The 17,995-nt window shown below is 58.3% G+C and carries 20 protein-coding genes; 14 read left to right on the forward strand and 6 right to left on the reverse strand.

The window, feature by feature from the left end; genetic code table 11:
- Window positions 1-38 precede the first annotated feature (38 nt).
- Entirely contained in the window at window positions 39-518 is a 480-nt protein-coding gene (locus tag AC1Q6Z_RS33835; RefSeq protein WP_492650574.1) for an Lrp/AsnC family transcriptional regulator, read from the forward strand.
- Between the two features lie 286 nt (window positions 519-804).
- Here the strand turns inward: AC1Q6Z_RS33835 and serA are convergent, their stop codons facing one another.
- From serA to AC1Q6Z_RS33865, 6 genes are all read right to left on the reverse strand, one after another.
- Window positions 805-2,043, reverse strand: a complete 1,239-nt coding sequence (serA, locus tag AC1Q6Z_RS33840; protein ID WP_492650575.1) for a phosphoglycerate dehydrogenase — start codon at window positions 2,041-2,043, stop codon at window positions 805-807.
- 557 nt (window positions 2,044-2,600) lie between these two features.
- Complete coding sequence (locus tag AC1Q6Z_RS33845; RefSeq protein WP_439632182.1) at window positions 2,601-2,753, reverse strand: hypothetical protein; 153 nt, start codon at window positions 2,751-2,753, stop codon at window positions 2,601-2,603.
- Between the two features lie 476 nt (window positions 2,754-3,229).
- On the reverse strand, window positions 3,230-4,447 hold the full coding sequence (gene repC / locus AC1Q6Z_RS33850) for a plasmid replication protein RepC (RefSeq protein WP_439632180.1): 1,218 nt from the start codon (window positions 4,445-4,447) through the stop codon (window positions 3,230-3,232).
- 154 nt (window positions 4,448-4,601) lie between these two features.
- Window positions 4,602-5,642, reverse strand: a complete 1,041-nt coding sequence (gene repB / locus AC1Q6Z_RS33855; protein WP_492650576.1) for a plasmid partitioning protein RepB — start codon at window positions 5,640-5,642, stop codon at window positions 4,602-4,604.
- Window positions 5,639-6,850 (reverse strand): plasmid partitioning protein RepA, encoded by a 1,212-nt coding sequence (repA, locus tag AC1Q6Z_RS33860; protein WP_439632176.1) that lies wholly within the window; start codon window positions 6,848-6,850, stop codon window positions 5,639-5,641. Before repA ends, repB begins: the two co-directional genes overlap by 4 nt.
- A 415-nt stretch (window positions 6,851-7,265) precedes the next feature.
- Window positions 7,266-7,628: a transcriptional regulator gene (locus AC1Q6Z_RS33865; RefSeq protein ID WP_439632174.1), complete on the reverse strand. Its 363-nt coding sequence runs from the start codon at window positions 7,626-7,628 to the stop codon at window positions 7,266-7,268.
- A gap of 95 nt (window positions 7,629-7,723) precedes the next feature.
- On the opposite strand from AC1Q6Z_RS33865, the gene AC1Q6Z_RS33870 reads away from it, so the two are divergent.
- From AC1Q6Z_RS33870 to virB11, 13 genes are read left to right on the forward strand one after another with little or no spacing between them, the layout of a single operon-like run.
- Entirely contained in the window at window positions 7,724-8,263 is a 540-nt protein-coding gene (locus AC1Q6Z_RS33870) for a hypothetical protein (RefSeq protein WP_439632172.1), read from the forward strand.
- Window positions 8,264-8,265: 2 nt separating this feature from the next.
- A complete protein-coding gene (locus tag AC1Q6Z_RS33875) occupies window positions 8,266-8,952 on the forward strand; it encodes a lytic transglycosylase domain-containing protein (RefSeq protein ID WP_492650577.1) in 687 nt (228 codons plus the stop codon).
- Entirely contained in the window at window positions 8,949-9,248 is a 300-nt protein-coding gene (locus AC1Q6Z_RS33880) for a TrbC/VirB2 family protein (RefSeq protein WP_439632168.1), read from the forward strand. The genes AC1Q6Z_RS33875 and AC1Q6Z_RS33880 overlap by 4 nt, the downstream gene beginning before the upstream one ends.
- Before the next feature lie 4 nt (window positions 9,249-9,252).
- The gene (locus AC1Q6Z_RS33885; RefSeq protein WP_492650578.1) at window positions 9,253-9,594 is read left to right on the forward strand and encodes a VirB3 family type IV secretion system protein; all 342 of its coding nucleotides are present in this window, start codon (window positions 9,253-9,255) and stop codon (window positions 9,592-9,594) included.
- Complete coding sequence (locus AC1Q6Z_RS33890; protein ID WP_492650579.1) at window positions 9,587-11,968, forward strand: VirB4 family type IV secretion/conjugal transfer ATPase; 2,382 nt, start codon at window positions 9,587-9,589, stop codon at window positions 11,966-11,968. The genes AC1Q6Z_RS33885 and AC1Q6Z_RS33890 overlap by 8 nt, the downstream gene beginning before the upstream one ends.
- Window positions 11,968-12,666 (forward strand): P-type DNA transfer protein VirB5, encoded by a 699-nt coding sequence (gene virB5, locus AC1Q6Z_RS33895; protein WP_439632162.1) that lies wholly within the window; start codon window positions 11,968-11,970, stop codon window positions 12,664-12,666. Before AC1Q6Z_RS33890 ends, virB5 begins: the two co-directional genes overlap by 1 nt.
- Window positions 12,663-12,899 (forward strand): EexN family lipoprotein, encoded by a 237-nt coding sequence (locus AC1Q6Z_RS33900; RefSeq protein WP_492650580.1) that lies wholly within the window; start codon window positions 12,663-12,665, stop codon window positions 12,897-12,899. Before virB5 ends, AC1Q6Z_RS33900 begins: the two co-directional genes overlap by 4 nt.
- Window positions 12,900-12,904: 5 nt before the next feature.
- The gene (locus tag AC1Q6Z_RS33905) at window positions 12,905-13,840 is read left to right on the forward strand and encodes a TrbL/VirB6 family protein (RefSeq protein ID WP_492650581.1); all 936 of its coding nucleotides are present in this window, start codon (window positions 12,905-12,907) and stop codon (window positions 13,838-13,840) included.
- 33 nt (window positions 13,841-13,873) lie between these two features.
- Complete coding sequence (locus tag AC1Q6Z_RS33910; RefSeq protein ID WP_439632156.1) at window positions 13,874-14,140, forward strand: hypothetical protein; 267 nt, start codon at window positions 13,874-13,876, stop codon at window positions 14,138-14,140.
- A 4-nt stretch (window positions 14,141-14,144) separates the two neighbouring features.
- Entirely contained in the window at window positions 14,145-14,816 is a 672-nt protein-coding gene (locus AC1Q6Z_RS33915) for a VirB8 family type IV secretion system protein (RefSeq protein WP_439632154.1), read from the forward strand.
- Entirely contained in the window at window positions 14,813-15,667 is an 855-nt protein-coding gene (gene virB9, locus AC1Q6Z_RS33920; RefSeq protein ID WP_492650582.1) for a P-type conjugative transfer protein VirB9, read from the forward strand. Before AC1Q6Z_RS33915 ends, virB9 begins: the two co-directional genes overlap by 4 nt.
- A 13-nt stretch (window positions 15,668-15,680) precedes the next feature.
- Window positions 15,681-16,853 carry a type IV secretion system protein VirB10 gene (gene virB10 / locus AC1Q6Z_RS33925; RefSeq protein WP_492650583.1) on the forward strand — a complete coding sequence of 391 codons (1,173 nt, stop codon included), beginning with the start codon at window positions 15,681-15,683 and terminating at the stop codon, window positions 16,851-16,853.
- Window positions 16,854-16,860: 7 nt separating this feature from the next.
- Window positions 16,861-17,856, forward strand: coding sequence for a P-type DNA transfer ATPase VirB11 (gene virB11, locus AC1Q6Z_RS33930; protein ID WP_492650584.1), 996 nt, complete (start codon window positions 16,861-16,863; stop codon window positions 17,854-17,856).
- Window positions 17,857-17,995: the final 139 nt, after the last annotated feature.

Raw genomic sequence — 17,995 nt, forward strand, 5'->3', positions numbered from 1 at the left:
TATGGAAGGACAAGGGCAAATCGCGTAGATTTCCTGCCATGTCGAAGGCAAAAGCACCTCAGAACCTTCAAAGCACAAAATCAACGCTGGATCTGACGGATGCGCAGATTCTTGCCGCACTCGATTCCGATGCCCGTCTGTCGATGAGCGAGCTCGCGCGTCTGGTCGGGATGTCCGCTCCGAGCGTTTCGGAGCGCGTGCGCAGGCTCGAGTCCACCGGTGTCATTCGGGCCTTCACCGTCGACGTCGACACGCGCGCCATCGGCTACCAGATCAGGGCCATGGTGAGAATCCGGCCCCTACCCGGCAAACTCCACCTTGTCGAACGGCTCATTCAGGAGCGGCCGGAGTTTGTCGAATGCGACAAGATCACCGGCGATGATCCTTTCCTTGCCCGCCTCGTCGTCCATACGATCGAGCAGATGGACGATGTCCTTGAAGCGCTCTCGGAGCACGCGGTCACCAGCACTGCCGTCATCAAGGGAACGTCTGTCAAACGCCGCCTGCGGCCCCTGTAACGGAGACGAGACGCTGTGCGGCGTGGTTCCCCGCAATCGTACGATCAGTGTCGGCACGTCCCCTACCCTGCTCGAATCCCTGCATTTCGGTTTCAAACCAGCTGCAGGATTTACGAACCACTCTCGACCCTGTCCGGCGCTGATAGCGGTAGGCGCCGACCACCGCTGCCGCATGTCCAAGGCGGTGTCATGAGCGCGCCGGTTTGAGCTTCCCTGGCTGTAAGAACGCTGGGTGCCTGCACTATGGCAAGGCCGACGATGCAGTCATAAACCGCGGCATCCGCTCTCAGTAGACTAATCGCGTCCGAATCGTTCCGGGAATTGCGCGTAGGGCCTGAAGAATCTCGTCACTATTTGCGGAAATTCCTTCGACCTCGACCACCACATAGCCCGTGTCGCCATGCGTCTGAAGGAACTCAGCGACGATATTCAGCCCGCGCGACGCGAAGATCTCGTTGAGCTGGATGAGCATGCCGGGGCGGTTCTCATGCACGTGGATGAAGCGCGTGCCATTTGGGCGCTCGGGCAGCTGTACCTGCGGAAAGTTGACGGCGCCCATGGTCGAACCGATGTCGGAATACTCGACCAGCTTCCTAGAAACCTCCCCGCCGATGCGCTCCTGGGCTTCCTCAGTGGAGCCGCCAATATGCGGCGTCAGAATGACATTGCTCAAGCCTTGCAACGGCGTCTCAAAACGCTCGTTGTTCGATGCCGGCTCCTTGGGGAACACGTCCACGGCGGCACCCGCTAGATGCCCGTCTTTCAGCACTTTCGCAAGCGCATCGAGATCGACCACCGTGCCGCGAGAATTGTTGATGAAGATGGCTCCCTTCTTCATGCGGCGCAATTCGGTTTCGGTGATCATGTTATGCGTCGAGGGCGTTTCGGGCACGTGCATTGTCACATAGTCAGACATTTCGAGAAGCTCGCCGAGCGAAGCCATCGACTCCGAATTGCCCCGGCGCAGCCGATCGGAAAGATCGAAGTAGCGCACGACCATGCCCATGCTTTCGGCAAGCGCGCTGAGCTGCGATCCAATATTGCCGTAGCCGACAATGCCGAGCGTTTTGCCGCGGACCTCGCGGCTGCCGACAGCCGACTTCTCCCACCCGCCTTGATGCGCGGAAGCCGAGCGCGGAAAGATCTGCCGCGTCAGCATGATAATTTCGCCGATCACAAGCTCGGCCACCGATCGCGTGTTTGAATAAGGTGCATTGAACACTGGAATGCCGCGCCGCCGCGCTGCGTCCAAGTCGACTTGGTTCGTACCGACGGAAAAGCAGCCAACGGCGATCAATTTCCTCGCGGATTCGAAAATCTCGTCCGTCAGCTGCGTGCGGGAACGAATGCCGATGATATGAGCGTCGGCGATGTGACTCTTAAGATCCTTGTCGTCGAGCGCCTTCGGCAAATGAATGAGGTTAGTGTAGCCGGATGAAATAAAGTAGTCCACGGCGGTCTGGCTAATGCCTTCCAGCAGAAGGACGGAAATTCGGTCGCGCGGGAGAGAAAGCTGGCTGGTCACAAAAGTTGCTCCGATTTCCGAGATGCCGATGCGGCTTGGCCGGATAGGCTAATATCAACACGTTGATGCCACGAACAGATCTCAATGCGCTGCGGCTTTCCCCAAACGTAAACTCTTGGTAAGAGGGGACCACATCGGCTTCACGGTCCCTCCTTCCCGGAAGACAAGTGTTCAATGCCGATAAAGCATTGATTTTCCCGCAGCAGCAATGAAAATGGCGGCTGACAACTAGCCAATCGGCGATTGATCTCTGTGGAACGGCTCTGATCGTTGTACCTTACGGTAGACTCGAAATAGACCGCTGCTTCACGATCTTTTCACAGGACTTACTGAGCGTTCCGCAGCTCGAGCCAACCTCGTTCAAAAGGCACGCAAACCCTTCATCGATCGCCAGCTCGTTGTCTCCCTCCAGCGCGCTCGACAAGTTCGTTAGACATCGATGGAGGCGGAATTGCCTAACCAGATTGAGCGTGTCTAGCCCTCGATCCAGAAACCGGCTCATCTGGCCGCCCCATTCTCCTCCTAGCAGCTGCCCCGGGTTGAAGGACGAGGAACTGTCAGTTTCGACCGGGGTGTTGATCGAACGGGGCGTAGATCGTCTCGGTGGCGATGACGAGAATTTCTCCTGGCCCAACGCGCACTCGCCGGCTCGCGAAAATATAGGTTTCGCTCCCATGAAACACAGCCTTGATCAAGGGAGCGGCCGCCATGCGGCTCTCCGTCAAGCCGTTTCGTCCGCATGCGGACCGCTTGCGGTCCGATTCTAAACCGGCCGAACTAGGTACATTTCTCCTCGTCACTCGCTGACGAGACCTAGAACGTCTCGCACGAGACATCCACCGATACCAGGGCTCACCTCATTTGATGTTTCAGCAACTTTCGCGCTTTGCCCCAGTTAGTCGCGACTAACATCCAAGGGTTCCAAGGGTATTGCTCCGTTGATCGGCTGACGTGGCAAACGATATATTGCTCCACGCAGATCATTGCACCTGCCCTTAAACCAGACTGTGGCTCGCCATGGCAATCCGAGGTTTGATGCGCCGCGAACACCTTTAGATCTAGATATTTCCCGGCAAAACGCCTCCTCAGACCGCCGCTGCCTTCGGTGCAAAGAGAGCGGAATTGCGCCCTCCAGAATTCCTCTATTGTTTCATGATGTTATTCAAGTTAGTCGCAACTAACGCCCCTATCCAACTTTCATACTTCTATCGCTTCCGCCGCGGAGGAGCGCCATAATCACCGGACCAAGAGAAAACTCGCCTCGTGCCGCGCGCCGGGTTAGATCGCGAAGATACCCGCCGGCTGAGCTGATCAGATGTGCGCGCTCCAGAATGCAACTCACCGCAACGGCCGCATTTTCGGCTCCCATGATTTCGCACGCATCCTGATAGGCGGATGGACTGATCCCCAGCATGGATCGCACTACCACGGCGGCCGACATCAGCTCGCGCCAACCTCCAACACTCCCGCCAGGCCCGTAGTCGGCAATCTGCGGGCATGCCTTCAATACCACACCAAGCGGGAAGGCCTTTACCGGTTCCCTCGCCGTCGTCCTATCAGGCTTTATCGACGTCGCGCCCAGCTCCTTTTCGGAGCTAGGTTCAAGTTCATTAAAGGATTCGGATTTTGAATTCTGTATGTGCTGCTCACTATGAGCATCATTGGTGCTACGAAGTTGCGAATTCTGCTGCGTATCCAATTGGTTGAGGACCTCTTCGCGCAGAAGCTCCATCTCATCGAGAATCTTCGCGACGTCCGCCATATTGGGAACCCGAGGGATCCGCCCAACAAGGTCCAAATACATCGCCTCTATCGCCGTCCAGTCACCGTCTGCGCCCTCTTCCATCGCTGCTGAAATCAGCTTCCGGACGTCTCGGCGGCAGATCGTCAAGTTTTCCTTTGCTCTCCTGAAGGCAGCCCGCGCCGCTACCACCTTCTGTGCGACGAGTGCCAGTTCCTCGGATCTGCCAAGGATCGGCGAGAGGTCGAAACCAAACGCATTTTCGATCTCGCCGGCACCGTTCTTACGCGCGTAACGTTTGCCGTTGGCGCTGTCCTTCCGGACGATCAGCCCGGCGTCCACCAGCATGGCCAAGTGGCGGCGCAGGGTCGCTCCCGCCATACCATGAGCCCGCAGGACCAATTGTGCGTTTGACGGGAAGACGACCAACTGTGCGCCCTGGCGCAATTCGTTTTCTGGATAGAAGCTCAGCAGCGCATCCAGGACAGCGAGGCTGTTGGACTGCAGACCAAGTTCTTCTCGGGCTTCGGAAGCGTCCCGAAAGACCTTCCATTTGTCGACCGATTTGCCAGCCTTGATCTCATTTGTTGCGATCTGTCGCTTCACGAGGGCAAGCGTCATCGGCCGCCGCCCGAAGGGCGTCGTCACACTTCCTGTCTGCATCGTCTTTCACCTTTCAAAAGGCAAAAGAAATCAGCTCACCAAATCGGTGCCTAGACTCTTGACGAATAACCGTGGAAGTGCGATTCTCAGGTTGCTTAGATCTGAAAGAGGTTTCCACGACGGCGACGTTTTGGGGGCCTTTTTCTTTTTCCGCTTAGTCTCCGTTACTCAATTTATCATTCGCGCCGCTCTTCAAGCGATGCTCCTCAAACAGCGCTGGCAATCGTTCGAGAACAAACGCCGCGAATTCAGGCATCGCGCGTCGATCGATCGAAATGTCCAATCTAGCTTTGCTTTTCGTCACCTGAGCCAAGCGAACGCCCGTGGGCGTCGTTAGGATATCTGGAAGCCCTCGCTTTGCCGATGAGGGTCTAAGGTCGGCGACAAGAGCTCTGAAACGGTCGGATGAGGGGAGGGCTTTGGCCTCCGCCGATTGCAAGAAACTCGATGCGTGTTCAAGGTCACTGTCCTGCCCGAGAAGATCGGCGAGGCCCACCCAGCTTTTCAGTCCGACACCGGGCGCGGGACCGATCGCGTCGACGATATTCGTGGGAATGCGCGTCACAACTGAAAGCATGTTCGAGAGGTCGCTCTTGTAGACGGACAAAGCGGCCATCACCACGTCTCTCGAAAATTGCTCGTTCAGCCGTGCGGCAAAACGCGCCTTTTCGATGAAGGTAAGATCCTGGCGTTCATTGTTCTCTTGGCCCTGGGCAATGACAAGTTGCTCGTCGGTCAGGTCCCTGACAACTGCCTTGACGGGACGGGCTAATTCCGTGACCGCGCGCAAACGACGGTGTCCGAAGGCAACCTGGTATCGGCCCGGCGTATCCGGATGCGGGCGCACAAGGATAGGGATCTGCTGGCCCTGTTCGCGGATAGCCTCGACGAGACCGTCGATGTCGTGAAGCATGCGGTCCTGAACGAAAGAAGGATCGATCGTGTCGGTGTCTAGCTCGACAATGGTCTGGCCTTCTGAAAGGCGTTTTTCTATTTCCTCGGCGCGCTCAAACCGTGCCTTGCCCTCCGCAAAAGCGCCGCCGACCTGGCTGGTGAGACGAGACGATGCCGGCTGGGGTCCTTCAGCAGGGGAGGTACCGAGAAGCGGAAGAATGCGGCTCTTCGTCGGTCTTTCCACTGGCTCGCCGATGTCGGCCGTCGGTTTTGGTGCACGGAGGATATCCTTCCTGCTCATGGCTTGCGTCCCCATGCCTTCTTGATCAGCGACTCGATCTCGTCGTTGACATTGTTCATTGCTTCAAGCGCGCGGTCATAGGTAGCGCGCGTGAATTGTCCTCTTTCCACTTCAAAAAGGGTCTGGTTCGTCAGTCCGGCATCCGAGACTGCTGTCGTCTTCAGCATCGGAAAATTGAGCACGTTTTCACCAAAAATTGCCCGGAGGTAACCAACCATCTGGTTTTGTGGTCCGTCGCTAGGCTCGAAACGGGTCACTAGATAGCGCATCCAGTTGTAATCGAAGCGCGCGCCGTGGGAGGAGATTTCCCTAAGCAAGTCCGATGTCATCGAAAGGAACTGGTTCATGGACATGACATCGAGCATCTGCGGATGCACAGTAATCAGGACTGACGTGGCCGCGGTCAGGGCGGAGAGCGTCAGGTAGCCGAGCTGTGGCGGGCAATCGACCACCACGACGTCGTAGTTAGGAGCGACTTGGTCAAGTACCTCGCTGATCCGATGGAAAAACATCGTGTCGCCGACCTTGCGCTTCATCAAAGCCCGCGGGGTATCGTGCTCAAACTCCATCAGTTCGAGGTTACCGGGAATCAAATGCAGGTCTGGGATATAGGTCGCCCGTACAATTTCGCCCATCGGGCGGGGGTCGTCATAGCGGATCGCGCCATAGAGCGTCTCGTTCGCATCGACGTCGGTTTCCGGCTGGGTGCCGAAAAGCGTCGAGAGACTTGCTTGCGGGTCGAGATCGATAGCGAGTACCCGATATCCGCGGAGAGCAAGATACTGGGCAAGATGAGCGGCGGTCGTCGTCTTGCCGGAGCCGCCCTTGAAATTCATGACGGAGATAATCTGGAGCGCTTCATCGTCGCGGCGGTGCGGGAGATAACGACGATTTCCACGCCCCACTTGGTCAAGGTGTTTGCGGATTTTGTGCATGTCTTCAACGGAATATGACCGCCGTCCGGTGGGGCTCGTGCTGACTTGCAAATCCTCTAGCTCATTGGCGAGCTGACGAAGGTAGACCTCTTTCACCCCGATCAGCTTTGCTGCTTCGGCCGGCTGAAACGTTCGGATCCCCTTTTCAGCTGTCGGGGGAAAAGTTGCGAGTTGATGCTCTTGCAGTTGCGCCGACAGAGACCGGGAATGGCGCTCAATCAAGCCCATCAGGTCCTCGTCCTTTGGTGGTAATTTTGCAGCGATTTTGGGCATGCCCGAGCCTGACTTCTTGAAATAGCGCTTCTGAGCGGAAATTCGCGATCAATCCGCTGCTTGCAATAAGCATCGATTCTAGAGGGCTGGCAAGCTATTTAGGGTTAACAAATCCTTAACGACGTCGCCCGCCAATATCAAGCGTCTGCCGTTTTCTCCTTTAAAAATAAGCAGTTATTGCATCTATGCCCTAAAATTCGGCTCTCATTGGTGCACTGGTATCTTTCCGACATCCGACAATGCGTCGGCAAATTTCGGTCTGACCAGTCACTTTCGAATCGAATCTAGCGTCCAAAATCTCTGAATCGGATATCTCGGAGCGCACACAGGGTTTTCATCCAAGAAATAGTTCCTCGGCCCGAAGTAGGGGTCGTCGCCCCTAGCCGCGGCGGCTTAAAATCTCTGTTAAGTAAAATCAGCCCTTTTCACTCACTGCAGCAGAACGCACAGCCTCAAACACCTGGGAAGCGAACTCAAATTGCCTGGCTGTCCCTCGACCCATCGAGTTTTTCCCCAGCGTCTCTGTCAGAACCCCACGCTTGACCAGAAAATCAATAGTTTCAATGACGCCACCGCGCGTCATACCTGTAAATTGCATTACATTTGATAGGGTTAGCTTCTCATGCGCCTGGTGCATCATATAGAGGATGTTGATCATTCCGATCTGTTTAATGCGCGATTGCGCGCTCTCATCGTCTAGGGGTTTGTCGAGGATTTCACGCACGGCGAAGACAGACAGTGCTTGTGTTTGCCATCGGTCACTCAATTTGCTTGCCATCGGTTTAACTATCTATTATTTGCATAGTATGAGCATTGGGGCGACACGATTCTTCGCGCCCCAACCAACGAAATTTCAATCGGAGGGTAGGGGGCATGAAGAGCCTTTTCTTTCGAACGGTCATAGCAGCGTTAGGGCTCGGTTCACTATATCTTAGTTCTGGACAAAGTGCTCGTGCCGACGAGTGGGGTTGCCAGGTTATCCTGTGCCTATCTAACCCCGGTGGCCCGACACAATACTCTGAGTGCCGTCCGCCTATCCAGAAACTGTGGAGATGGCTCGCCAAGGGTCGTTCTTTCCCGACCTGCAGCGGCGTTGGCTTCCAAAGCTCCCGCCCCCGATATGAACCCTACTATTGCAACGACGGCTACCGTCTTTCAGTGGGCTATGGTCCGAGCGGGCGCGACGGAACCTGCGTGTCGACGTCGATGCAGCCGGTAAGCGACAGTCTCTGCCGGCGAGACAGAGATAGTGCCGGCGGGAGCAACGGCTCCGTAATCTCGCCACGCTGGCAGCAAACCGATGGCCGCTACCAGTGCATGGCCTACACCACAAGCCGTCCTCTGGTCCGTGAGAAACCTCGATACATCGACGTGGCGATCGACGGCGTCGGCAAGCAGAGGGTTTGGTTCTAGGCATGCCCGTTTCATTTCTCGACCTTGCGCAGACCTGCGCACCCTTTGTTGCGTCCGAAACACTGGCTGGCGTCGTCAGCCTCGAGAGTCGGTTCGTGCCTCTCAACATTCGCATCAACAGCGGCCGTCCACTCAAGACACAGCCGGCGTCGAAGGCCGAGGCGATCAAGATCGCCACATCGCTGGCGGCCGAGCATTACGATATTCAGCTCGGTCTCGGCGGGATCGGGGTCGAAGAACTTGAAAGGCTGAACCTATCCATTTCCGACGCTTTCGATCTCTGCCTGAACCTGAAAGCCACGGCCACGCTGTTGGACGGCTACTACCGTCTTGCCGTCAAAGCCGGCGCAGATTCCGCCAGAGCCGAGCAAGTAATGCTTCAGTCGTACTACGGCCGTGATGATCCCTCGGTCGGCGCGATGGTTAACTACGACGACCAGGTTCGCCTCGAAATCAAGCGGCTCGGGCCAACCATGACCCGGTTGAAGATCAGCGATACGGAGGAGGGGAGGGGACCTCACGATCCCGCCGACCCCTCTGTGGTCGACGTCGTCGCGGAGGTCGTAGCCGAAAACTCCGAACAGGAAACCGCTTCGATCGCTGCTGGGCCCACATGGGACGTCTTCAAGAGCCGGCGCCGATCGTCCGTCCTGGTTTTTCAGAATAGCCAAATGGAGCAGAGTGAATGACCTTCCGTTCCCGTATCCGCCCGCTCGCCACCTCCTCCGTCATGGCGTTCGCCATGGTTGCGATGCTGGTCGAACCAGCCTTTGCGCAGGCCGCCGGCATTGAGACGATCCTGCAGAACGTCGTCGACCTGATGCAGGGTAACATTTTCCGGCTCATCGCCACCATCGCGGTGATCCTGATCGCCCTTGCCTGGATGTTTGGCTACATGGACCTGCGACGCGCAGGCTACTGGATCGTCGGCATCGGCGTGATCGCTGGTTCCTCGGAACTCGTCAGTACGATCATCGGGAGCTGATCCCATGGCAACCGCGCGACCGGAGCTCGAAGAAGACACGCTGTTCATCGCCTGCACGCGCCCGGCCATGATTGCGGGCGTCACGATGGAAGCCATGGGCATCAACGTCATGGCGACCACGGTCTTCTACCTCGCGGCGGGTTCGGTCGCCTATGCGCTCGTGGGCGTTGTCTTCCATTTCGTCTTCCGGGCGCTGGTGAAGCACGACCACAACATGTTCCGGATCCTCGTGGCCTGGGTGGAGACGCGCGGCCGGACTCGGAACGGCGCCTACTGGGGCGGGGCAACGCTTTCGCCGCTGAAGCTTGTTCGGCGCTTCAACGAAAGGGACCTTGGATATGCCTAGCGCCGCCATCCTCCGATCCCGCGAACTCACACCGGAGACCTTCATTCCCTATGTGCGTCATGTCGACGAAACCACCGTCGCGCTCGACTCCCGTACCCTAATGGTGATGATTGCCCTCGATGGCGTGTCGTTCGAGACCGCCGACGTCCTCGACCTCAATGCGCTCCATCGCGATCTGAACACGCTTTATCGTAACATCGCCGATGAACGGCTTGCCTTGTGGACCCATCTCATTCGTCGCCGGGATCGCGACTATCCGGGAGGAACGTTCGCAACGCCTTTCTCGGCCGCGCTCAACGAAAAGTATCGCGAGCGCATGGTACGCGAGGACCTGTTCCGTAACGACCTCTACCTGACTGTCCTCTGGTCGCCGACGCGCGATCCGGCCGAAAAGGCGGCGAAGCTGCTGTCCCGACTGCGGCAGCGAAGCCGTTCCGGCGTCGAACTCGATGAAGAGGCGCTGAAGCACCTTCAGGACAAGGTCGTTGACGTCACTGCCGGCTTGAAACGCTTCGAGCCGCGCGTGCTCTCCCTCTATGATCACAATGGACTCGTGTTTTCCGGGCCGAGCGAGGTTTTGCACCAACTGGTGGGCGGCCGGCGCGAGCCGGTCCCATTGACGGAAGGCCGGATCTCCTCGGCGGTCTATTCCGATCGTGTCATCATCGGCCGCGAGACGATCGAGATCCGACATGAGTCTGAGAGCCGGTTTGCCGGCATGCTGAGCATCAAGGAATATCCTGCCCGTACCAGGACGGGGATGCTGGATGGCGTGATGACCAGTCCATTTGAACTGATCCTGTCGCAATCCTTCTGCTTTGCCTCGAAGGCAGACGCCCGCGTCATCATGGGCCGCAAGCAGAACCAGTTGGTCAGCAGCGGCGACAAAGCGGCCTCGCAGATCGACGAACTCGATGATGCGATGGACGATCTGGAATCGAACCGCTTCGTGCTCGGCGAACATCACCTCACGCTCGCCGTCTTCGCCGCCTCGGTCAAGGAATTGACGGACAACCTTGCGAAGGCTCGCGCCAGCCTGACAAACGGCGGCGCGGTCGTGGCGCGTGAGGATCTCGGGCTCGAGGCCGCCTGGTGGGCACAATTGCCGGGCAATTTCCGCTACCGCGCGCGATCGGGAGCAATAACCTCGCGCAACTTCGCGGCGCTTTCACCTTTCCATTCCTATCCGATCGGACAGAAGGACGGCAACGAGTGGGGACCGGCCGTCGCTTTGTTGAAGACGGCGTCCGGATCACCCTACTACTTCAATTTTCATTATGGCGATCTCGGCAACACCTTTATGTGCGGCCCATCCGGCGCCGGCAAGACGGTGATCGTGAACTTCATGCTGTCGCAGCTCGAAAAACACGACCCGCATGTGGTGTTCTTCGATAAAGACCGCGGCGCGGACGCTTACGTCCGCGCCACCGGCGGCACCTACCTGCCTCTCAAAAATGGCACGCCCACCGGCTGCGCTCCCCTCAAGGCCCTCGACCTCACACCGGAGAACAAGGTCTTCCTGACCCGTTGGGTCGGCAAGCTTGTCGGTTCGGGCACGCGTGAACTGAGCGTCACCGAGCTCCGCGATATCGCCGGCGCCATCGACGGGCTTTCCGATCTGCCGACAGAGCAGAGGACGGTTGGCGCACTGCGGACATTCCTCAATAACACTGATCCCGAAGGGATCGCCGCCAGGCTCCGCCGGTGGGAGAGGGGAGGGCCGCTCGGCTGGGTCTTCGACAATGTCATCGAGGATATCGGCTTCGGCGATTTCGGGGGCGCCGGCAAGTTCATCGGCTACGACATGACGGACTTCCTCGACAATGAGGAAATCCGCACTCCGCTGATGGCCTATCTCTTCCACCGCGTCGAGCAGATGATCGACGGCCGCCGGATCATCATCGTCATCGACGAATTCTGGAAAGCGCTGCAGGACGAAGGCTTCCGTGACCTCGCGCAGAACAAGCTGAAGACCATCCGCAAGCAGAACGGGCTGATGCTGTTTGCCACACAGAGTCCGCGCGACGCGCTGATCTCGCCGATCGCGCATACGATCATCGAGCAATGCCCGACGCAAATCTTCCTGCCGAACTCCCGCGGCAACCATGCCGACTATGTGGAGGGGTTCAAGCTCACGGATCGCGAATACGAGTTGATTGCGCGAGAACTCTCCGTCGAGAGCCGGCGGTTCGTGTTGAAGCAGGGACATAACAGCGTCGTCGCTGAGCTGAATCTCAACGGCTTCGACGACGAACTCGCGATCCTTTCCGGCCGAACGGCCAATGTCGAGCTGCTCGACGCGATCCGCGCCGAAGTCGGCAACGATCCGAAGGACTGGCTTCCCGTTTTCCAAGCAAGAAGGAGTGCGAGCTGATGGCATCCTATCGACTTTATGGCGCGGCGCTTGCTGCTGCGCTCGCCCTCTCCGCCGGCGGCGCGGCAGGGCAGGGGATCCCGGTCATCGACCAGACGGCGATTCTGAAGCACATCGAAAGCATCGCGCAGCTGAAATCCCAGCTCGACGCGTTGCATCAGCAGATCGAACAGGCCCAGCAACTCTACGGCTCGCTCAACAAGCTGACCGATATGGCTGACGTCGCGAGCGTGCTCAACGATCCAGCTATCCGCAACGCGCTGCCCGCCGATTTCGCCGCCATTGAGGGATTGCTGAAAGGCGACGGAACCGGCGTGTTCAAGGATTCCGCCTCGAAGTTCCTGGAGGGCAACTCCACTTATCGCACCGACGCCGACGATTTCTACGCCAAGGAACTTGCGCGCGTGCAAAACAAGAACGCGGGCCAGATGAGCCTCGGGCAGCAGATCTACGACACTGCAACGAAGCGCATCGACGGGATCGACCAGCTTCGCGAGAAGATTTCGACGGCAAGCGACGCCAAGGAAATCGCCGATCTTCAGGCACGGTTGCAAGCCGAGCAGGCTTTTCTCCAGACCGACGTGTTGCGGATGGAAGGTCTTCGCATGGTGCAACAGGCGCAGAACCAGGTCGACGAACAGCGCAAGGCAGAGGATTGGCGCCAGCGTATGGATGCGATGAAAGCGGCGCTGCAATGAGGCGATCTCCCATCCTTGCCGCGCTCCTTCTCATCGCGGCCTGCTCCGAGAAGACCGAGCAATCTTATACCGTCGACCATCTGATCGCCGACGATGGATTGCTGTCTCGTATCATGGCCGAGTGCCGGAACAACCCGGGCGAGCTAAGAGAGACGGCAAACTGCCAGAACGCAGAAGCGGCCGACGGCAAGCTCCGCCTTGAGAAGATGCGCAAGGCGTTGGGAGAAGACTGAAGCCTATGTATCAGGTCTTCGAGTTCATCGACGGACAGTTCAAGACACCGTTGGAGACCTTCGTCTCGGAAGGAACGTCGAACATCGCCGAGTGGGTGACCGGTCCGCTGACGGCAGCCGTGACGCTTTACGTGGTGCTGTATGGCTATCTTGTGCTGCGAGGCTCCGTTCAGGATCCGGTCCTGGAATTCGCATTCCGCGCGATCAAGCTCGCGATCATCGTCATGCTGGTGAAAAACGCCGGCGAGTATCAGACCTACGTCACGAACGTCTTTTTCAACGTCCTGCCGCACGAGATTGCATCCGCGCTGAACACCGGTGCGGCGCCGAGCGCCAGCACGTTCGATGGTCTGCTCGACAAGGGGCAGGCTTCGGCCACCGACATCTGGTCACGGGCATCTTGGCCGGTCGATATCGTCACTGGCGTCGGCGGCATGATGGTAATCGGTGTCAGCTTTCTGGTCGCCGGCATCGGCTATGTCGTCTCGCTTTACGCACGGCTGGCACTCGCCATCGTGCTGGCGATCGGCCCGATCTTCATCGCCCTCGCCATGTTCCAGTCGACGCGCCGCTTCACCGAGGCCTGGATCGGGCAGCTCGCTAACTTCGTTATCCTTCAGGTGCTTGTCGTGGCTGTTGGCGCGCTGCTCATCTCGTGCCTGGATTCCACCTTCACGGCAATCGATTCCTATACCGACGTACTTATGCGCCCGATCGCCCTCTGCGCCATCGGCATCGCTGCTCTCTACGTTTTCTATCAGCTGCCGGGAATCGCTTCGGCCCTTGCATCGGGCGGGGCGTCCCTAGCCTACGGCTATGGCGCTGCGCGGGATGCGCATGAGGGAATGCTCGCGCGAGGAACCCGATACACAGGCCGGATGATCGGTCGCGGCGCGCGCTTCGCCGGCAGCGCTTTCGGCTCGAAAAGCGCCGGTGCGTGAGTTCGTCTCAATAATAAGAAAAGGCCAGCCCACATGATAAAAGCCGCTGTTTTGCTTTTCATGCTCGTCGCACTCGGTGGGTGCGCCTCACTGACCTATCCGCTCCCTAAATGCGACGGTTATTCGCGCCGGCCGTTGAACCGCGCGATGTGGGAATCGGAAGGCGACACGACGCTGAAGCGCCAGCAATCGGATCGGCGATCCTCGACCGCTACCACGCCTTACACTGAAGAGGGCAGGGCACCAGCGGCTTTCGCACACCTTGATATCGACGGCTCGCATCGCCGTTGCGCGGGGTGACGACATGGTCTCGACAGACAATCTCAAGAGCTATTTCGAGAAGGCGCGGCGCTTCGACCAGGATCGCATGATGCGGATTGAGCGGTCGAATCGGATCGCCTGGTCGATTGCCATCGTCGCCAGCGTCATCGCCGGCGTCTCCGTCTTTGCGGTCGCGGGCCTGACCCCGTTGAAAACCGTGGAACCCTTCGTCGTGCGTGTCGATAATTCCACGGGCATCGTCGATGTCGTCTCGGCGCTGACCTCCACGGCCGGCACCTATGACGAAGCCGTGACCAAGTATTTTGCCGCCAAATATGTCCGCGCTCGAGAGGGCTATGTCTGGAGCGAGGCGCAGGAGAACTTCCGCACGATCGCGCTTTTGTCGACGCAGGCGGAGCAGGCGCGGTTCTCAGCCATCTATCGCGGAAGCAATCCGGAATCGCCGCAGAACATTTACGGCCGCGCGGCCACCGCTAGGATCAACATAGCCTCGATCTCGCTGATCAATCAGAACGTGGTCTCGGTTCGCTACATGCGGACGATCACTCGCGGAGACGAGGTTCGCACGAGCCACTGGGTTGCGACCCTCACCTATTCTTATGCTAACGCCCCGATGTCCTCGACTGACCGGCTTGTAAACCCCCTCGGCTTTGCCGCCAGCGAGTACCGCGCCGATCCGGAGGCACTCAATTGATACGAAAGATCATCTTCGCTGCGGTTCTGCTTGCCGGAACCGCGTCTACGGCCGACGCGCTCGATATTCCACGCGGTGCGTCGCAGGACAGCCGCGTCCGGTTCGTAAACTACCAGCCCTTCAACATTACCAGGATCGTCGGCACGTTGCGCTCATCGGTGCAGGTCGAATTCGCGGCGGACGAGGAGATCGCGCATGTCGCGCTCGGCAACAGCGTCGCGTGGGAGGTAGCGCCGGCGGGCAACATCCTGTTCCTGAAGCCGCGCGAGAACCAACCGGTGACCAACATTTCCGTTGTGACGACGCGACGGGACGGATCGACCCGCAGCTACCAGATGGAGCTCACCGTTCGCGACGGCTCCGTCGCGGTCGGGCAGAACACCTATTTCTATGTGAAGTTCCGCTATCCCGTTGATGAGGCGGAACTTCGCCGCCGGCAGGCCGAGGCTCGTGCGCTCGCCAACCAGGCGAAAGAGGCCGACAACGTGCTCGCACTTCATGAATCATACGGTCCGCGCAATTGGCGTTATTCGGCTCAGGGGGCGCAGGCGCTGGAGCCGCAAAGCGTTTATGACAACGGGAAGGTCACGACCTTTGCCTTTGTCGGCAATCAGGAAATGCCGGCCATCTACATAGAGAATTCCGACGGCTCCGAGAGCCTGGTACCGAAATCCGTTGATGGCAACCTGGTGATGGTGCACGCCATCAGCCGCAAGTTCATCCTTCGCCGCGGCAAGGATGCGCTTTGCGTCTTCAATGAAGCCTACGATCGCGTCGGTATCAATCCGGACACCAACACGACCTCGCCGTCGGTGGAGCGCATCGTGAAGACCGATGACACCGCTCAGTAGGGAAGGGGAGACCATGGCCCAGGAAGACGAAACCCGCATTCCCGGTGAGCGCGCCGAAACAGTCACTGCCCGGCGCATCGACAACAGCCCGGTTCTGAAGAGAGGCGCGGTTGCACTCGCCATCGTGGCGTTCATCGGATTTGCTCTTTGGTCAACGACAGGTAAGAGGGCGAAGGACGACAACGCTCAGCCCGAACGCATTGTCATTCGCCAGACGACGCCCTTTGAAGCGGCAAAGGAGAAAGCCGAGCCGGAGCAGGCGGTTCCGGAGGCGAAGCTCCCGACCCCGGTCGTGGACCCGGTTGCCGAGGAGAAGGATGAACTGCTCGACTCTGCCCGCCGTGCGCCGGTCATGGCCTTCAGCGGTGGACAAAAAAATGCCACGCAGCGCAGCGCGGAAGAGAGTTCGGAGACGAATGCGAACAGCAATTTCCTTCCCCTCGATAGCAATATGATGAGTCAGAACCAGCAGAACAGCGACCAACAGCGTTTCGATGGCCTGCTGCGGCCGACGAAGCTCGAGGGTTCACGGGCAGGTACTCTCGGCAATCGTGACTTCATCGTCGCAATGGGGACGTCGATCCCCTGCGTGCTGGAAACCGCGCTCGCCTCGGACCAGCCTGGGTTCACCAGCTGCGTGATCAATCGAGACGTCCTTTCGGATAACGGCAGGGTCGTTCTTATGGAAAAGGGTACCCAGGTCGTGGGCGAATATCGCGGCGGACTGCAACGGGGGCAGAAGCGACTGTTCGTCTTGTGGAACCGGGCCAAGACGCCGAAGGGGGTAATCGTCACTCTCGCGTCTCCGGCGACTAATGCGCTCGGTCGAGCCGGCGTTGACGGCTATGTCGATACCCATTGGTGGGAGCGCTTCGGCAGTGCTCTGCTTCTTTCCATCGTCGGGGATGCGACGAGCTACGCCAATAGCCGCTTGCAGGATAGCGATGTCGATGCCCAAAACACCACGAGCGCAGGCCAGCAGGCGGCAGCGATCGCCGTCGAGCAATCGATCAACATCCCCCCGACGTTGAATAAACATCAGGGCGAACTCGTCTCGATCTTCGTTGCTCGCGATCTGGATTTCTCCGGGATCTATCGGCTACGCGTGACGGAGCCACGGAACCGTATTCTCGATCGAGCGGTGCTGGGGGATTTCGCGCCGGACTCGAAGCTGGTAACGAAGTAGCACGGCGATGACAGAAGCGCAGGATGCGGCGGTTGTTCGTGAGTTGCTGAAGCCGCTTTCGGCGTTCTTCCAGGATCCCTCACTCTATGAGGTGATCGTCAATCGGCCCGGGCAGGTGCTGACCGAAGGACCCGGTGGGTGGCGGACCCATGATCTTCCGGAGCTTTCTTTCGACAAACTCATGCGGCTTGCCCGGGCCGTTGCCAGCTTTTCGCACCAGTCCATCGACGAAAGAAGACCGATCCTTTCGGCAACTCTTCCGGGCGACGAGCGGATCCAGATCGTAATTCCGCCGGCAACGCTGAAAGGGACGGTGAGCATCACGATCCGCAAACCGTCGTCCGTGGATTTTACGCTCGATGATCTGGAGGAAAGGCACTTCTTTGAAGGCGTACGAACCGTTGAGACGGACGCGCCCAGCGATGATAGTGAGTTGCTTAATCTATACCGCGATGGGCAAGTCAAAGCCTTCTTGCGACAGGCGGTTATCTCTCGGAAGAATATCATCATCTCGGGAGCTACGGGATCGGCGAAGACAACCCTCTCCAAAGCCTTGATCAAACACATTCCAGAGAGTGAGCGGATCATTTCGATTGAGGACACGCCGGAGCTCATCATCCCACAACAGAACCATGTGCGATTGTTCTATTCGAAAGACCGGCAGGGGCTATCGCATGCAACGCCAAAGGAGCTTCTGGAATCCAGCCTCCGTATGCGGCCTGATCGCATCCTCATGCAGGAGCTTCGCGATGGAACCGCCTTCCACTACGTTCGAAACGTTAACTCCGGCCACCCTGGCTCAATTACCACTGTTCACGCAGGTTCCGTCGCTCTCGCGTTCGAACAGCTGACGCTTTTGATAAAGGAATCTGACGCAGGTCGAGAGATTGAGCGCTCTGAAATCTTGAACATGCTGAGAACGTCGATCGACGTCGTTGTCCAATGCAAGCGTCTCGGCGGGAGGTTTCGAGCCTCGGAGCTGTATTTCCAGCGTTCTCGCTAGGCGAAAGTGTTAGATGGTGTCTTCCGCTGCTCTAAGTCAACCGAATATCAAGATCGAGATAGGTTCCATAAGATAGATTACACGATTTCTATCTGTAGCCGCAAAGTTAAAGTGTCCTGATCCTGCAAAGTTGGAATGT

This window comes from Shinella sp. GW835-FHT14H05 (genome assembly GCF_058793575.1).

Excerpts from the sequence above, each read along its gene's own strand:
- AC1Q6Z_RS33910 (WP_439632156.1), top strand. The coding sequence starts at position 13,874 with ATGATAAAAGCCGCTGTTTTGCTTTTCATGCTCGTCGCACTCGGTGGG.
- repA (WP_439632176.1), bottom strand. The coding sequence starts at position 6,850 with ATGCCCAAAATCGCTGCAAAATTACCACCAAAGGACGAGGACCTGATG.
- AC1Q6Z_RS33885 (WP_492650578.1), top strand. The coding sequence starts at position 9,253 with ATGGCAACCGCGCGACCGGAGCTCGAAGAAGACACGCTGTTCATCGCC.
- AC1Q6Z_RS33845 (WP_439632182.1), bottom strand. The coding sequence starts at position 2,753 with ATGGCGGCCGCTCCCTTGATCAAGGCTGTGTTTCATGGGAGCGAAACC.
- virB10 (WP_492650583.1), top strand. The coding sequence starts at position 15,681 with ATGGCCCAGGAAGACGAAACCCGCATTCCCGGTGAGCGCGCCGAAACA.
- AC1Q6Z_RS33835 (WP_492650574.1), top strand. The coding sequence starts at position 39 with ATGTCGAAGGCAAAAGCACCTCAGAACCTTCAAAGCACAAAATCAACG.
- AC1Q6Z_RS33880 (WP_439632168.1), top strand. The coding sequence starts at position 8,949 with ATGACCTTCCGTTCCCGTATCCGCCCGCTCGCCACCTCCTCCGTCATG.
- virB11 (WP_492650584.1), top strand. The coding sequence starts at position 16,861 with ATGACAGAAGCGCAGGATGCGGCGGTTGTTCGTGAGTTGCTGAAGCCG.
- AC1Q6Z_RS33900 (WP_492650580.1), top strand. The coding sequence starts at position 12,663 with ATGAGGCGATCTCCCATCCTTGCCGCGCTCCTTCTCATCGCGGCCTGC.
- AC1Q6Z_RS33915 (WP_439632154.1), top strand. The coding sequence starts at position 14,145 with ATGGTCTCGACAGACAATCTCAAGAGCTATTTCGAGAAGGCGCGGCGC.
- repB (WP_492650576.1), bottom strand. The coding sequence starts at position 5,642 with ATGAGCAGGAAGGATATCCTCCGTGCACCAAAACCGACGGCCGACATC.
- AC1Q6Z_RS33890 (WP_492650579.1), top strand. The coding sequence starts at position 9,587 with ATGCCTAGCGCCGCCATCCTCCGATCCCGCGAACTCACACCGGAGACC.
- repC (WP_439632180.1), bottom strand. The coding sequence starts at position 4,447 with ATGCAGACAGGAAGTGTGACGACGCCCTTCGGGCGGCGGCCGATGACG.
- virB5 (WP_439632162.1), top strand. The coding sequence starts at position 11,968 with ATGGCATCCTATCGACTTTATGGCGCGGCGCTTGCTGCTGCGCTCGCC.
- AC1Q6Z_RS33865 (WP_439632174.1), bottom strand. The coding sequence starts at position 7,628 with ATGGCAAGCAAATTGAGTGACCGATGGCAAACACAAGCACTGTCTGTC.
- AC1Q6Z_RS33875 (WP_492650577.1), top strand. The coding sequence starts at position 8,266 with ATGCCCGTTTCATTTCTCGACCTTGCGCAGACCTGCGCACCCTTTGTT.
- AC1Q6Z_RS33870 (WP_439632172.1), top strand. The coding sequence starts at position 7,724 with ATGAAGAGCCTTTTCTTTCGAACGGTCATAGCAGCGTTAGGGCTCGGT.
- AC1Q6Z_RS33905 (WP_492650581.1), top strand. The coding sequence starts at position 12,905 with ATGTATCAGGTCTTCGAGTTCATCGACGGACAGTTCAAGACACCGTTG.